This window comes from Mesonia ostreae (assembly GCF_031845265.1).
GTDB classification, from domain to species: domain Bacteria; phylum Bacteroidota; class Bacteroidia; order Flavobacteriales; family Flavobacteriaceae; genus Mesonia; species Mesonia ostreae.
Window position 1 is genome coordinate 1 of the sequence record NZ_JAVRBG010000012.1, and the last position, 15,215, is coordinate 15,215.

The window sequence follows — 15,215 nt, forward strand, 5'->3', positions numbered from 1 at the left end:
TATTGAAAAACCATCCGTTTTTCAAACTTTTCCTGTACTACAACCCGAGGCAAGCCTCGGGGAATTCTTTAGATTAATTTGATTTTAAAAGAAGATTCAAAACAATACAATTGTTTAATTTCGTAAAACATTTGTGTAAGCGATAGCAGCGGTATCCTTTTTATGGTCTTTTCGCCATAAAAAGATTTAGCGAATAGCGCGACCCGCAGGGATACACCCAAAAAAAAGACATAAAAAAACTCCGAAGCTTTCACTTCGGAGTTTTATCTATTTATGCTTGTCCCGTTGGACCAAAATTTAATGGAATGGGAGGCTTATCATAATCTTTTATTTCGCCGTGAGCGCTTTCAAACCGTTGAATATTATCTCCTAAAGCTTTTAATAACCTCTTTGCGTGCTGTGGAGTTAAGATAATTCTAGACTTCACTTTGCTTTTTGGTGCTCCAGGCATAATGTTTACGAAATCAACTACAAACTCAGATGGGGAATGATTGATAATCGCCAAGTTACTATACGTCCCTTGTGCGGTTGCTTCATCCAACTCTATGTTGAGCTTATTCTTTTTATTCTTGGCTTCTTCGCTCATAACTTATTAATTATAGTTTACCTCTTGTTTCTTTTCCATCATTTCATTTAGCTCTTCTTTAGAACCTACGATAATATTATCGTACTCTCTAAGACCTGTTCCCGCTGGGATTCTATGTCCTACAATAACGTTCTCTTTTAATCCTTCTAAGTAATCTACTTTACCGCTTACCGCAGCTTCGTTTAATACCTTAGTCGTTTCTTGGAACGATGCTGCAGAGATAAATGATTTGGTCTGCAATGACGCTCTGGTGATTCCCTGTAATATAGGTGTCGCTGTTGCCGGTTGAATATCTTTAGCTGTTACTAAAGTTTTATCCTCTCTTCTTAAGATAGAATTCTCATCTCTTAATTCTCGAGCCGTAACAATTTGACCTGGTTTAAGGTTAGTACTGTCTCCTGCATCATCCACTACTTTCTTACCAAAAATGTTATCATTTTCTTCAATAAAATCAGATTTATGAATCAATTGATTTTCTAAGAAAATAGTATCACCCGGATCTTGAATTCTAACTTTACGCATCATTTGACGTACTACTACCTCAAAGTGCTTATCGTTAATCTTCACTCCTTGTAATCTATACACTTCTTGTACTTCATTCACTAAATACTGTTGTACAGCACTCGGTCCTTTAATGTTCAAGATGTCTTCTGGAGTAATAGAACCATCAGATAATGGCATTCCCGCTCTTACATAATCGTTTTCTTGTACTAGAATCTGGTTAGAAAGTTTTACTAAATACTTCTTCACCTCTCCTAGTTTAGACTCTACGATAATTTCACGGTTACCACGCTTAATTTTACCAAAAGAAATTACACCATCAATGGCACTTACTACCGCAGGGTTAGAAGGATTACGCGCTTCGAATAATTCGGTTACACGTGGAAGACCTCCTGTAATATCTCCAGCTTTAGATGATTTACGAGGTATTTTTACTAAAATTTTACCAATCTTAATTTTCTCATCATCATCTACCATCAGGTGAGCCCCTAGTGGTAAATTGTAAGAACGTATTACTTCATCTTTCTTACCTAAGATTAATAAAGTAGGTATTTTCTTTTTGTTTCTAGATTCAGAAATTACTTTCTCTTGGAAACCAGTTTGCTCATCGGTCTCTACTTGATACGTAACTCCTTGCTCAATATTTTCGAACTTAACTTTTCCTGCAAATTCAGAAATAATAACTCCGTTATATGGATCCCATTGGAAAGCTACATCTCCTTTTTTGATCTTATCTCCTGACTTAATTAACAATTGTGCCCCATAAGGAATCACGTTATTACTTAAAACAATTTTGGTTTTAGGATCTACAATCTTCAATTCTGAAGTTCTAGAGATAATAATTTCAGCAGGTTGTCCGTCTGTATTCTCGCCTTTCACAGTCTTAAGATCTTCAATCTCTGCAATACCGTCAAACTTGGCGATTATCTTATTTTCTTCTGAAATGTTTCCTGCAATACCTCCTACGTGGAAGGTTCTTAGGGTAAGTTGGGTTCCTGGCTCTCCAATAGATTGGGCAGCAACAACTCCAACAGATTCTCCCTTTTGAACCGTTTTTCCTGTAGCAAGGTTTCTACCGTAACATTTTACACAAATCCCTTTTTTGGCCTCACAAGTTAATGCAGATCTTACCTCTACACTATCTAAAGCTGAAGCTTGTACTTTTGCAGCGATATCTTCATCAATCTCTGTTCCTGCAACTGCATAAACTTCCTGCGTAATTGGATCTATAATGTCATTTAAAGAAGTTCTACCAATGATTCTTCCTGATAAAGTCTCAACAATTTCCTCATTTTTCTTTAATGCACTTACATCAATTCCTCTTAATGTACCACAATCTACTTCCCCAACAATAACATCTTGAGAAACATCTACCAAACGACGAGTTAAATAACCCGCATCGGCAGTTTTTAGTGCGGTATCGGCAAGTCCTTTACGAGCACCGTGAGTAGAGATAAAGTATTCAAGAATTGAAAGACCTTCTTTAAAGTTGGATAAAATAGGGTTTTCAATAATTTCACCACCACCTGAGTTAGATTTTTTAGGCTTAGCCATTAATCCACGCATACCGGTTAACTGGCGAATCTGTTCTTTAGATCCACGTGCTCCAGAATCTAACATCATATATACCGAGTTAAATCCTTGGTTATCTTCACGAATTCGCTTCATCGCTAATTCGGTTAGATTCGCATTGGTCGCAGTCCAGATATCAATTACCTGATTGTAACGTTCGTTATTGGTAATAAGTCCCATATTATAGTTGGACATAATTCCTTCAACTTGCTGGTTCGCATCGTCAATCATTTCTTGCTTTTCTTTAGGAATAATAATATCTCCTAAAGAGAAAGAAAGACCTCCTCTAAATGCAAACCCGTAACCTAAACCTTTAATCTTATCTAAGAATTCTGCCGTTTCAGGAACACTAGTTACCTTAAGAATATTACCAATAATATCTCTTAAAGACTTTTTGGTTAATACCTCGTTGATAAATCCTGCAACCTCTGGTACTTCTTCGTTAAATATAACCCGACCTACTGTGGTTTCAATGATTTGAAAGACAAGTTCTCCGGCTTCATTAAAATCTTTTGCACGTACCTTAATAGGACTGTTTAAGTCTACTTTCTTCTCGTTATAGGCGATAATCACCTCTTCTGCAGAGTAAAAAGTAAGTCCTTCTCCCTTCATCGTACGATCTGGAGCAGAAACTCTCTTCTTGGTCATATAATAAAGACCAAGTACCATATCCTGAGAAGGTACCGTTACCGGAGATCCATTAGCAGGGTTTAAAATGTTATGAGAAGCCAACATTAAAAGTTGAGCTTCTAGTATGGCTTCTGGTCCTAATGGTAAGTGAACCGCCATCTGGTCACCATCAAAATCGGCATTAAATGCCGTACACACTAAGGGGTGTAATTGAATTGCTTTTCCCTCAATTAATTTAGGTTGAAAAGCTTGGATTCCCAAACGGTGAAGCGTAGGAGCACGGTTTAGTAATACTGGATGTCCTTTAAGAACATTCTCCAAAATATCCCAAACTACAGGCTCTTTTTTGTCTATTATTTTCTTAGCAGATTTTACTGTTTTTACAATTCCTCTTTCAATCAGTTTTCTAATTACAAAAGGCTTGTAAAGTTCGGCTGCCATATCTTTTGGAAGACCACACTCAAACAATTTCATTTCTGGTCCTACAACAATTACAGAACGTGCTGAATAATCTACACGTTTCCCTAATAAGTTTTGACGAAAACGACCTTGCTTCCCTTTTAATGAATCTGATAAAGATTTTAAAGGACGGTTAGAATCTGTTTTTACTGCGGAAGACTTTCTGGTATTATCAAATAAAGAATCTACCGACTCTTGAAGCATACGTTTTTCGTTACGTAAAATCACTTCGGGAGCTTTAATCTCCATCAATCTTTTAAGACGGTTGTTACGAATAATCACCCTTCTGTAAAGATCATTTAAATCTGAAGTCGCAAAACGACCTCCGTCAAGCGGAACTAATGGACGCAATTCTGGTGGAATCACCGGAATCGCTTTCATAATCATCCACGCTGGTTTATTTTCTTTTCCTTTGTTAGCGTCACGGAAAGCTTCTACAACCTGTAAACGCTTTAAAGCTTCTGTTTTACGTTGTTTAGAAGTTTCGTTATTTGCCTTATGTCTTAATTCATAAGAAAGTTCATCTAAATCTATACGGTTAAGAATATCAATAAGACATTCTGCTCCCATTTTAGCAATAAACTTATTAGGATCTGAATCATCCAAATAAAGATTTTCCTGCGGAAGTGTATCTAAAATATTTAAATATTCTTCTTCCGTTAAGAAATCCATTTTATTTAACTCTTCCCCTTCTTCACTTTTAGCTATACCTGGCTGAATAACTACGTATCTCTCGTAGTAGATAATCATATCTAATTTCTTAGACGGTATTCCTAATAAGTAACCTATTTTGTTTGGTAAAGAGCGGAAATACCAAATATGAGCAACAGGCACCACCAAATTGATGTGTCCTACTCTATCTCTACGTACTTTCTTCTCTGTAACTTCTACCCCACAACGGTCACAAACGATTCCTTTGTAGCGAATTCTTTTATATTTACCACACGCACATTCGTAATCCTTAACAGGACCAAAAATACGCTCACAAAACAGTCCGTCACGTTCTGGTTTGTGGGTACGGTAATTAATAGTTTCTGGTTTTAGCACCTCACCTCTGGATTCTCCCAAAATCTTTTCTGGAGAAGCTAAACCTATAGAGATTTTATTAAATCTCTTTTGTTCTGTATTCTTATCGTTATGTCTTGCCATAATATATGGTACTAAAGAATTATTATAATTTTAGCCTTATAAGAGATACCCTCGCCGAGGCGAAGGCAATCCTTATTACTCTTCTAACTTAATATCCAATCCTAAACCTTTTAATTCGTGCATTAACACGTTAAAAGATTCTGGTAATCCTGGTTCTGGCATTGGTTCACCTTTTACGATCGCCTCGTAAGTTTTAGCTCTACCAATCACATCATCAGATTTTACGGTTAAGATTTCACGAAGGGTTGCAGAAGCACCGTATGCCTCTAAAGCCCAAACTTCCATCTCTCCAAAACGCTGACCTCCAAATTGCGCTTTACCACCTAATGGTTGTTGTGTAATTAAAGAGTAAGGTCCAATAGAACGTGCATGCATCTTATCCTCAATCATATGCCCTAATTTCAGCATATAAATGATACCTACGGTTGCTGGTTGATCAAAACGATCTCCCGTTCCTCCATCAAACAAGTAGGTATGTCCAAATCTTGGAATCCCTGCTTTATCGGTTAGATCGTTAATTTGATCAATGGTAGCTCCGTCAAAAATTGGGGTAGCATATTTTTGATTCAATTTCTCTCCTGCCCAACCTAATACAGTTTCATAAATCTGTCCAATATTCATACGAGAAGGCACCCCTAATGGGTTCAAAACGATGTCTACTGGTGTACCGTCATCTAAGAAAGGCATATCTTCTTGACGTACAATACGTGCAATAATACCTTTGTTACCGTGACGACCCGCCATTTTATCTCCTACTTTAAGTTTACGCTTCTTAGCGATGTAAACTTTAGCTAGTTTGATTATTCCAGACGGTAACTCATCTCCTACAGAAATCGTAAACTTCTCTCTTCTTAAGTTTCCTTGAAGATCGTTTTCTTTAATTTTGTAGTTGTGAACTAAATCGGCTACCAAAGAATTTACGTGATCATCAACAGTCCAACTTCCTTGAGTTAAGTGCGTATAATCATCTACAGAATTCAACATTTTAAGCGTATACTTTTTACCTTTTGGTAAAACATCTTCCCCTAAATCGTTCTTTACACCCTGTGCGGTTTTTCCGCCTACAATTACAAATAACTTATCGATTAATTCATTTTTAAGCGTTTCAAACTTAACTCTGTATTTATCTTCAAGTCTTGCAATGTCTTCCTTATCTTGAGCTCTCTTACGCTTATCTTTAACGGCTCTAGCAAATAACTTTTTGTTAATTACTACTCCGTTTAAAGAAGGTGAAGCTTTTAGCGAAGCATCCTTTACATCTCCTGCTTTGTCACCAAAAATGGCACGTAAAAGTTTTTCTTCTGGCGTTGGATCTGATTCTCCTTTTGGCGTAATTTTTCCAATAAGAATATCTCCTGGTTTCACCTCTGCCCCAATACGAATCATTCCGTGCTCATCAAGATCTCTTGTAGCGTCTTCTGATACGTTAGGAATATCATTGGTCAATTCTTCATTTCCTAGTTTGGTATCTCTAACTTCTAGAGAATACTCATCAATATGGATAGAAGTAAAGATATCTTCTCTTACTACTTTCTCTGAAATTACAATCGCATCCTCAAAGTTATACCCTTTCCAAGGCATAAAGGCTACTTTCATATTTCTACCTAAAGCTAGTTCTCCAGCTTCTGTAGCATATCCTTGACAAAGCACTTGTCCTCTAGCTACTCTATCACCAATGCGAACAATAGGTTTCAGGTTTACCGAAGTACCTTGGTTTGTTTTTCTAAATTTAATAAGATTGTACGTCTTAGAATCTGAGTCAAAACTCACCATTCTCTCTTCATCTGTACGATCGTATTTAATGGTCACTTTTTCAGCATCTACATACTCCACAGTTCCATCACCTTCCGCGTTAATCAATACACGAGAATCTGAAGCTACCTGACGTTCTAATCCAGTACCAACAATAGGAGAATCAACTCTCAATAAAGGTACAGCCTGGCGCATCATATTGGATCCCATCAAGGCACGGTTGGCATCATCATGTTCCAAGAAAGGAATTAATGAAGCAGATATAGATGAAATTTGGTTTGGAGCAACATCTGTAAAGTGAATTTCTTTAGGATCTACTACAGGGAAATCTCCTTCCATACGAGCAATAACCTTATCGGTATCTATCTCGCCATCCTCTTTTAATGGAATGTTTGCTTGGGCAATTAATTTTCCTTCTTCTTCTTCCGCAGAGAAATAAACCGGTTCTGTTTTAAGATCGATTTTTCCATCTTCTACTTTACGGTAAGGCGTCTCGATGAATCCCATTCCGTTCACTTTTGCATATACAGAAAGTGAAGAAATTAAACCAATGTTTGGTCCCTCTGGAGTTTCAATAGGACAAAGTCTACCATAGTGTGTATAGTGAACATCACGAACCTCAAATCCTGCTCTTTCTCTTGATAATCCACCTGGCCCTAGCGCAGAAAGACGACGCTTATGCGTAATTTCTGCCAATGGGTTGGTTTGATCCATAAATTGAGAAAGCTGGTTGGTCCCAAAGAAAGAATTAATTACAGAAGAAAGTGTCTTCGCATTAATTAAATCTATTGGAGTAAATACTTCGTTGTCACGTACATTCATACGCTCACGAATGGTTCTAGCCATACGAGCCAGACCTACACCAAACTGCTGAGATAATTGTTCTCCCACGGTTCTAACACGACGGTTAGATAAGTGATCAATATCATCAATCTCTGCTTTTGAGTTGATCAACTCAATTAAATATTTAATAATGGTAATGATATCTTCTTTGGTAAGCACTTGCTTATCCATAGCGATATCTAAACCTAATTTTTTATTCATTCGGTAACGTCCAACTTCTCCTAAGTTATAGCGTTGGTCTGAGAAGAATAATTTATCAATTATTCCTCTAGCCGTCTCCTCATCTGGCGGCTCTGCGTTACGTAATTGTCTATATATATGCTCTACTGCTTCTTTTTCTGAATTGGTAGGATCCTTTTGCAAGGTGTTGTGAATAATGGCGTAATCTCCAGTAGAATTGTCTTCTTTGTGTAAAAGAATGGTCTTCGTACCTGTTTCTAGAATCTCTTCGATATGATCTTTGTTCAGCTCAGTATCTCTATCTAAAACAATTTCATTACGCTCAATAGAAACTACTTCCCCTGTATCTTCATCTACAAAATCTTCATACCACGTATTTAATACACGTGCAGCTAGTTTTCTACCTAATACTTTTTTTAATCCAGATTTTGAAACCTTAATTTCTTCGGCAAGATCAAAAATCTCTAAAATATCTTTATCTCTTTCAAACCCGATAGCACGGAAAAGAGTGGTAACCGGTAATTTCTTCTTTCTATCAATATATGCATACATCACACTATTGATATCCGTAGCAAACTCTATCCAAGATCCTTTAAATGGAATTACTCTAGCAGAATATAGTTTAGTTCCGTTAGCGTGAAAAGACTGTCCAAAGAACACTCCTGGAGAACGGTGTAATTGAGATACTACCACACGTTCTGCTCCATTAATACAAAAAGTACCACTCGGAGTCATGTAAGGAATTGTACCTAAATACACATCTTGCACAATAGTTTCGAAATCCTCATGTTCAGGATCGGTACAGTAAAGCTTTAGCCTAGCTTTTAAAGGCACACTATAGGTAAGCCCTCGCTCAATACACTCTTGTATAGAGTAACGTGGAGGATCTACAAAATAGTCTAAAAATTCTAATACGAACTGGTTACGGGTATCCGTAATAGGGAAATTTTCCATGAAGGTATTGTATAATCCTTCATCCCCTCTTTCTTCTGATTTTGTTTCTAGTTGAAAAAAGTCCTGAAATGATTTTATCTGGATATCAAGAAAATCCGGATAATCAGGTCTGTTCTTAACAGAAGAGAAATTCAATCTTTCAGCTTGCGTTTCTAACATCTATGGACGGAATTTGAGGTTTCTAATATTTGAGGCCACATCAAAATATCAAAAGCCTAATTAAATATAAAAATGTTTGCGAATAAACGCTGCGTATACATACGCAAAATGGTTTAGACCTTCAAGCCTATAGCTTGAGGTCTAAACCTAAATAATATTGCTTGTTAAGCTTACTTAAGCTCAACCTCAGCTCCTGCTTCTTCTAATTGAGATTTTAATGCCTCAGCCTCGTCTTTAGAAACACCTTCCTTAATTGGAGCAGGTGCACCATCTACTAAACCTTTAGCATCTTTTAATCCTAAACCAGTTAATTCTTTAACTAATTTTACAACTGCCAATTTAGAACCACCAGCTGCAGTAAGGATTACATCAAACTCAGTTTGCTCTTCAGCAGCTTCTTCACCACCTCCGGCTCCACCACCAGCAACTACAGCTGCTGCAGCAGGTTCGATACCATATTCTTCTTTTAATATATCAGCTAACTCATTTACTTCTTTTACCGTTAAGTTAACTAACTGTTCTGCGAAATCTTTTAATTCTGCCATTTTCTATCGTTTTAAAATGTGTAATTATAATTATTAAAAAGTGCGTACGTTTTTATCCTTCCTTTTCAGAAAGAGTCTTAAGAATTCCTGCAAGTTTACCGCCACCTGATTTAAGTGCAGAAACTACGTTCTTAGCAGGAGATTGAAGCAATCCAATGATGTCTCCAATAACTTCATCTTTAGACTTAATATTAGAAAGAGTCTCTAAATATTCATCTCCAACATAAATTGCCTCGTTGATGAAAGCTCCTTTTAAAAGCGGAGTCTCCTTCTTTTTTCTGAACTCCTTTATTACCTTAGCTGGTGCATTACCAACTTCAGCAATCATAATTGAGGTATTGCCTTTTAAAGTTGATGGCAACTCTCCGAAATCTTTATCGGAAGCTTCCATAGCTTTAGCCAACAATGTATTTTTAACTACTTCTAACGTAACATTAGCTTTAAAACAAGCTCTTCTTAAGTTAGTAGTTGCTCCTGCATTTAAACCAGAAATATCTGCTAAATAGATAATTGAGGTATCAGTCAACTGGGCAGTTAAATCTTTTATTACTTGTGATTTTTCTTCTCTTGTCATAATATCTAATTATTGCTCAGTAAACCTTTTTGTATCAATCTCAACACTTGGGCTCATAGTACTAGACATATATATACTTTTAATATAAATACCTTTAGCTGCCTGAGGTTTCAATTTTACTAGCGTAGTTAATAATTCTCTTGCGTTTCCAGCAATTTTGTCTGCATCAAAAGAAGCTTTACCAATTCCTGCATGTACAATACCAGTTTTATCAACTCTAAAGTCAATTTTACCAGCTTTCACATCAGAAACTGCTTTAGCAACATCCATAGTTACCGTACCCGTTTTTGGGTTAGGCATTAAACCTCTAGGACCTAAAACTCTACCTAAAGGACCTAATTTTCCCATAACGCTTGGCATAGTGATGATCACATCCACATCTGTCCAACCACCTTTGATTTTTTCTAGATACTCATCCAATCCAACGTAATCTGCACCAGCATCTTTGGCTTCTTGCTCCTTATCTGGAGTTACCAAAGCCAATACCTTTACATCTTTACCAGTTCCGTGAGGAAGAGTTACCACCCCTCTAACCATTTGATTAGCTTTACGTGGATCAACACTTAAACGAACCGCTAAGTCTACAGAAGGATCAAAATTTACGTTAGAAACTTCTTTTATTAAAGCAGAAGCTTCAGCAACAGTATAGGTTCTTGTAGAATCTATCTTTGACTGAACTTCCTTTTGCTTTTTTGTTAATTTTGCCATTTTTTACTTTCTTTTTGGATTAAAATGGTGCATCACCTTTTACTGTTACTCCCATTGAACGTGCAGTACCGGCTACCATTTTCATAGCAGACTCGACAGTGAATGCATTTAAATCTTGCATTTTATCCTCAGCAATAGCTTTCACTTGATCCCAAGTTACACTTGCTATTTTCTTTCTGTTAGGTTCTCCTGAACCTTTCTTTGCTTTCGCTGCTTCCATAAGTTGAACAGCTGCTGGAGGAGTTTTAATTACAAAATCAAAAGACTTATCCTTATAAACTGTAATTGCAACTGGTAATACTTTACCAGCTTTATCCTGTGTCCTACCATTGAATTGCTTACAGAACTCCATGATATTAACTCCGGCAGCACCCAAAGCAGGTCCAACTGGTGGCGACGGGTTGGCCGCGCCTCCTCTTACTTGTAGCTTTACAACCTTACTTATTTCTTTTGCCATTTTTAATTAATTTAGTTTGAATCATTCTTAAAGTGGAAGCAATAAAAAATAATTCTAATATGTAATTTGTAACAATTTATATTTTCTCGACTTGCATGTAACTTAACTCTAATGGTGTTTTTCTTCCAAAAATCTTTACCATTACTTCCAGTTTCCGTTTATCTTCATTTACTTTTTCTACCACTCCATTAAATCCGTTAAAAGGACCATCCACAACTTTTATTGTTTCTCCAATAGTATAAGGAATAGCCACAGAATCTGCTTGTACAGATAACTCATCAACTTTCCCTAACATTCTATTGACTTCAGATTTTCTCAGTGGAACAGGATCTCCTCCTTTGGTTTCTCCCAAGAAACCAATGACTCCATTAATACCTTTTATAATATGAGGAATTTCTCCACCAATGTTGGCTTGAACCATTATATAACCAGGAAAATAAACTCTTTCTTTACTGATTTTTTTTCCGTCGCGAATTTGGATTACTTTTTCTGTTGGTACTAAAACTTGCTCTACAAAATCTTCTAAACCTTGATGCGCTATTTCTTTCTCTATATAATCCTTAACTTTATTCTCTTGACCACTTACAGCACGCACAACGTACCATTTTTTTAAACTCTCTTCAGACATATCGTTGATTAATTCTTAAGATTTCACCCATTGAAAATATTGCTCAATTGCAGAACTAAAGACGGTATCTACACCCCATATCGCTAAAGAAAATAATACTGAAAATACAAGCACAATAACCGATAGTCTTTGAGCCTCCGCATAAGAAGGCCAAGTTACGTGGTTTTTTAACTCGTTATAAGACTCTGAAATATAATTTACGATTCCTGCCATGATTATTTTATTTGCACGGGTTGAGAGGCTCGAACTCCCGACACCTGGTTTTGGAGACCAGTGCTCTACCAACTGAGCTAAACCCGTATCTATAAGCCAAGGCGCTTCAAAATAGAAACACCTTTGGACTTATAAAAATATATTAAAAATTAGTCTAATATCTCAGTAACTTGACCAGCACCTACTGTTCTACCCCCTTCACGGATAGCAAAACGAAGACCAACATTCATTGCAATAGTTTGGATCAACTCAACAGTAATAGTTAAGTTATCTCCTGGCATCACCATCTCTACTCCATCAGGTAAGTTAATCGTACCTGTTACGTCTGTAGTTCTTACGTAGAACTGAGGACGGTAATTATTATGGAATGGAGTATGACGTCCACCTTCTTCTTTTTTAAGGATATAAACCTCTGCCTTAAATTTAGCGTGAGGAGTTACAGATCCAGGCTTAGTAATTACCATACCTCTAGAAATCTGAGTTTTCTCAATACCTCTTAACAAAATACCAGCGTTATCTCCAGCTTCACCTCTATCAAGAATCTGACGGAACATTTCAATACCAGTAATCGTAGAAGTTAATTTAGCAGCACCCATACCGATGATTTCAACAGGATCTCCCGTATTCGCAATACCAGTTTCAATACGACCTGTAGCTACAGTTCCACGACCAGTAATAGAAAATACATCTTCAATAGGCATTAAGAAAGGCTTATCTACATCACGTTCTGGCAATTCGATCCAGCTATCAACAGCTTCCATTAATTCTAAAACTGTTTTAGCCCACTTTTCTTCTCCCTGTAATGCTCCTAAAGCAGAACCAGAAACGATAGGCCCGTTATCTCCATCGTACTCATAAAAAGAAAGTAAATCTCTTACTTCCATCTCAACAAGCTCTAATAATTCCTCATCATCAACAAGGTCAACTTTATTCAAGAATACAACAATTCTTGGAATACCAACCTGACGTCCTAAAAGGATGTGCTCACGAGTTTGTGGCATTGGACCATCTGTTGCAGCAACAACTAAAATCGCACCATCCATTTGTGCAGCACCAGTAACCATATTCTTTACGTAATCGGCGTGACCAGGACAGTCAACGTGTGCGTAATGACGATTTTCTGTAGCGTACTCAACGTGTGAAGAGTTAATTGTAATACCTCTCTCCTTTTCTTCTGGAGCATTATCAATCTGATCAAAAGCACTTGCTTCTGAAAATCCAGCATCTGCTAAAACTTTCGTTATCGCTGCTGTTAAAGTTGTTTTTCCGTGATCTACGTGTCCAATTGTACCTATATTCAAGTGCGGTTTGGAACGATCATAAGTTTCCTTTGCCATAATTAATACTTATTTAATCTTAGTTATATATTAGTGTTCAATTTTATACAATACAAAAAAACAACAACCCTAGAGTCTTGTTTAACGAAAAGCAAACGCTTCAGCATTAGAGCCAACGACGAGAATTGAACTCGTGACCTCTTCCTTACCAAGGAAGCGCTCTACCCCTGAGCTACGTCGGCATAAAACTTATTCTGCTTTATGCAAGTTAAGCCCCATCTTCACCAAATAAATTTTAGTGAAAATAGAGCGGGAGACCAGGTTCGAACTGGCGACATTCAGCTTGGAAGGCTGACGCTCTACCAACTGAGCTACTCCCGCATTCCAAAATTTTGCATTTTTAAACCTAACCAAAGTTAGATTTTTGTGGGGAGAGCAGGATTCGAACCTGCGAAGACGTAGTCAGCAGATTTACAGTCTGCCCTCGTTGGCCGCTTGAGTATCTCCCCAATATAGTTTTTTTTTCAAAAACCTTCAAAATTTCAATAGAACAGAGCCGATGGAGGGACTCGAACCCACGACCTGCTGATTACAAATCAGCTGCTCTAGCCAGCTGAGCTACATCGGCATCTTTTATTATTTTCTACTCTTAAAGAACTACCGCTTTTCTAACGGAATGCAAATATAAAGCAGTTTCTGAATTGTGCAAAACATTTTTAACTTTTTTTTCATTTTTTTTATCTGATACAAAATATCTTATTGAAAATCAAAATAGTGCTTGCTGTTATTTTTTCTTATTTCTTGGGTGTGAGTTGGCATATACCTTCTTTAATCCATGAATATCATTGTGCGTATAGGCTTGTGTTGAAGCCAAACTGTCGTGCCCTAATAATTCTTTTACCTCTTGCAAATTTGCCCCTTGAGCCAATAAATGTGTTGCAAAAGAGTGCCTTAAAACGTGTGGACTTTTCTTTGACTTGGTAGAAACCATAGAAAAGAATGCATTCACTTTTCTATACAGTAAATTGGGATAAACCTCATTTCCTTTTTCTGTTAAGAATAAGAGCGGAGTTTGAATTTGTAAATCTTCCAATAGATGCTTTCTGTAGCCTAAATATACTTGAATACTAGCCTCTAAACTTTTTATAATTGGAACCACCCGCTCTTTGTTTCTCTTTCCTATAAACTTTAGCGTTCCATTCTCTAAGTTAAGATGATCTAGCGTTAAAGAAATCACCTCTGCCCTACGCATTCCAGTCACGTATAATAACTCTATCAACAAACGGTCTCTAGAAGATGCAAAGGAAGTGACCTCTATACTTTCTAAAACTTGATGAATTTCGGTCTCAGAAAAGGGTACTTGAATTTTCTTGGAAATTTTTAGAGCCTTATGTTTTACTAAGGGAGAAGCGTCAATTTCTTTTACTTTGAGCAAAAATTTATAAAACACTTGGAGCGATGATATTTTTCTATTGATAGTATTGTTAGAAATACCATCTTCCGATAGGTTAATAATCCAAGATCTAACCATAGAATAATTAGCCTTCTTTAATTCATCCTCTTGAAATTTCGTCGCACAAAATCGCTCAAATTTTAATAAGTCATTCTGGTAAGCAGTAATCGTATGGTCTGAATATTTTTTCTCTAAGCTCAAATAATCTAAAAATTTCTCTATAAGGGTCATAAAAAAGATTTGGCGTTAAAGTTAATCACTTTATACCCAATTCTTAGTTTTAGATAGCATTTAATCTTCCGGTAAAGATATAAATGAAGCTGCTATCCTATTTAAGATTTAGAGAAATAAAAAAGACCCAATCGTGGATTGAGCCTTTTTGTCTTTTTTACTTCCGCGGAAACAAAAAATCAATTTCTATATAATTTTTCATAACCCAATTTAGGTACCTGGCTTATACTCTTTCTTGTCGATTATCATTTTGGCGTAAAAATGGAATTTTCACCAAAATAATTCTCTCCAATTAAATTTAGGTCGCTGGCTTATACTCTTTCTTGTCGATTATCATTTTGGCG

Annotated in this window: 11 protein-coding genes and 5 tRNA genes; all 16 read right to left on the minus strand. The window is 36.7% G+C overall.

The features are described 5' to 3' along the window. Window positions 1-271: 271 nt before the first annotated feature. Window positions 272-586 (minus strand): DUF3467 domain-containing protein, encoded by a 315-nt coding sequence (locus tag RLT85_RS11735; protein ID WP_308862737.1) that lies wholly within the window; start codon window positions 584-586, stop codon window positions 272-274. Window positions 587-592: 6 nt separating this feature from the next. Then, window positions 593-4,897 (minus strand): DNA-directed RNA polymerase subunit beta', encoded by a 4,305-nt coding sequence (gene rpoC / locus RLT85_RS11740; protein ID WP_311402245.1) that lies wholly within the window; start codon window positions 4,895-4,897, stop codon window positions 593-595. A gap of 75 nt (window positions 4,898-4,972) precedes the next feature. Continuing rightward, window positions 4,973-8,785: a DNA-directed RNA polymerase subunit beta gene (gene rpoB, locus RLT85_RS11745; RefSeq protein ID WP_311402246.1), complete on the minus strand. Its 3,813-nt coding sequence runs from the start codon at window positions 8,783-8,785 to the stop codon at window positions 4,973-4,975. Between the two features lie 170 nt (window positions 8,786-8,955). Next, complete coding sequence (gene rplL / locus RLT85_RS11750) at window positions 8,956-9,330, minus strand: 50S ribosomal protein L7/L12 (protein WP_311402247.1); 375 nt, start codon at window positions 9,328-9,330, stop codon at window positions 8,956-8,958. Window positions 9,331-9,382: 52 nt separating this feature from the next. After that, the gene (gene rplJ / locus RLT85_RS11755; RefSeq protein WP_311402248.1) at window positions 9,383-9,904 is read right to left on the minus strand and encodes a 50S ribosomal protein L10; all 522 of its coding nucleotides are present in this window, start codon (window positions 9,902-9,904) and stop codon (window positions 9,383-9,385) included. Between the two features lie 9 nt (window positions 9,905-9,913). Continuing rightward, window positions 9,914-10,612 (minus strand): 50S ribosomal protein L1, encoded by a 699-nt coding sequence (gene rplA / locus RLT85_RS11760; protein WP_311402249.1) that lies wholly within the window; start codon window positions 10,610-10,612, stop codon window positions 9,914-9,916. A 19-nt stretch (window positions 10,613-10,631) separates the two neighbouring features. Then, complete coding sequence (gene rplK / locus RLT85_RS11765; protein ID WP_311402250.1) at window positions 10,632-11,069, minus strand: 50S ribosomal protein L11; 438 nt, start codon at window positions 11,067-11,069, stop codon at window positions 10,632-10,634. Between the two features lie 76 nt (window positions 11,070-11,145). Continuing rightward, window positions 11,146-11,697: a transcription termination/antitermination protein NusG gene (gene nusG, locus RLT85_RS11770; RefSeq protein ID WP_311402251.1), complete on the minus strand. Its 552-nt coding sequence runs from the start codon at window positions 11,695-11,697 to the stop codon at window positions 11,146-11,148. A gap of 15 nt (window positions 11,698-11,712) precedes the next feature. Beyond that, window positions 11,713-11,910, minus strand: coding sequence for a preprotein translocase subunit SecE (gene secE, locus RLT85_RS11775; RefSeq protein WP_311402252.1), 198 nt, complete (start codon window positions 11,908-11,910; stop codon window positions 11,713-11,715). A 14-nt stretch (window positions 11,911-11,924) separates the two neighbouring features. Continuing rightward, window positions 11,925-11,997, minus strand: a tRNA-Trp gene (locus tag RLT85_RS11780). Between the two features lie 62 nt (window positions 11,998-12,059). Continuing rightward, entirely contained in the window at window positions 12,060-13,247 is a 1,188-nt protein-coding gene (gene tuf / locus RLT85_RS11785) for an elongation factor Tu (RefSeq protein WP_311402253.1), read from the minus strand. Window positions 13,248-13,357: 110 nt separating this feature from the next. Then, a tRNA-Thr gene (locus RLT85_RS11790) sits at window positions 13,358-13,429 on the minus strand. A 66-nt stretch (window positions 13,430-13,495) separates the two neighbouring features. Beyond that, window positions 13,496-13,568 (minus strand) — tRNA-Gly (locus RLT85_RS11795). A gap of 46 nt (window positions 13,569-13,614) precedes the next feature. Next, window positions 13,615-13,696, minus strand: a tRNA-Tyr gene (locus RLT85_RS11800). A 45-nt stretch (window positions 13,697-13,741) separates the two neighbouring features. Continuing rightward, window positions 13,742-13,815: transfer RNA gene (locus RLT85_RS11805), tRNA-Thr, on the minus strand. Between the two features lie 156 nt (window positions 13,816-13,971). Beyond that, complete coding sequence (locus RLT85_RS11810) at window positions 13,972-14,871, minus strand: tyrosine-type recombinase/integrase (protein ID WP_311402254.1); 900 nt, start codon at window positions 14,869-14,871, stop codon at window positions 13,972-13,974. Between the last annotated feature and the right edge of the window lie 344 nt (window positions 14,872-15,215).

Coding starts and splice junctions, on each gene's coding strand:
- nusG (WP_311402251.1), bottom strand. CDS start 11,697: ATGTCTGAAGAGAGTTTAAAAAAATGGTACGTTGTGCGTGCTGTAAGT.
- rpoC (WP_311402245.1), bottom strand. CDS start 4,897: ATGGCAAGACATAACGATAAGAATACAGAACAAAAGAGATTTAATAAA.
- rpoB (WP_311402246.1), bottom strand. CDS start 8,785: ATGTTAGAAACGCAAGCTGAAAGATTGAATTTCTCTTCTGTTAAGAAC.
- tuf (WP_311402253.1), bottom strand. CDS start 13,247: ATGGCAAAGGAAACTTATGATCGTTCCAAACCGCACTTGAATATAGGT.
- rplA (WP_311402249.1), bottom strand. CDS start 10,612: ATGGCAAAATTAACAAAAAAGCAAAAGGAAGTTCAGTCAAAGATAGAT.
- RLT85_RS11735 (WP_308862737.1), bottom strand. CDS start 586: ATGAGCGAAGAAGCCAAGAATAAAAAGAATAAGCTCAACATAGAGTTG.
- rplL (WP_311402247.1), bottom strand. CDS start 9,330: ATGGCAGAATTAAAAGATTTCGCAGAACAGTTAGTTAACTTAACGGTA.
- secE (WP_311402252.1), bottom strand. CDS start 11,910: ATGGCAGGAATCGTAAATTATATTTCAGAGTCTTATAACGAGTTAAAA.
- rplK (WP_311402250.1), bottom strand. CDS start 11,069: ATGGCAAAAGAAATAAGTAAGGTTGTAAAGCTACAAGTAAGAGGAGGC.
- RLT85_RS11810 (WP_311402254.1), bottom strand. CDS start 14,871: ATGACCCTTATAGAGAAATTTTTAGATTATTTGAGCTTAGAGAAAAAA.
- rplJ (WP_311402248.1), bottom strand. CDS start 9,904: ATGACAAGAGAAGAAAAATCACAAGTAATAAAAGATTTAACTGCCCAG.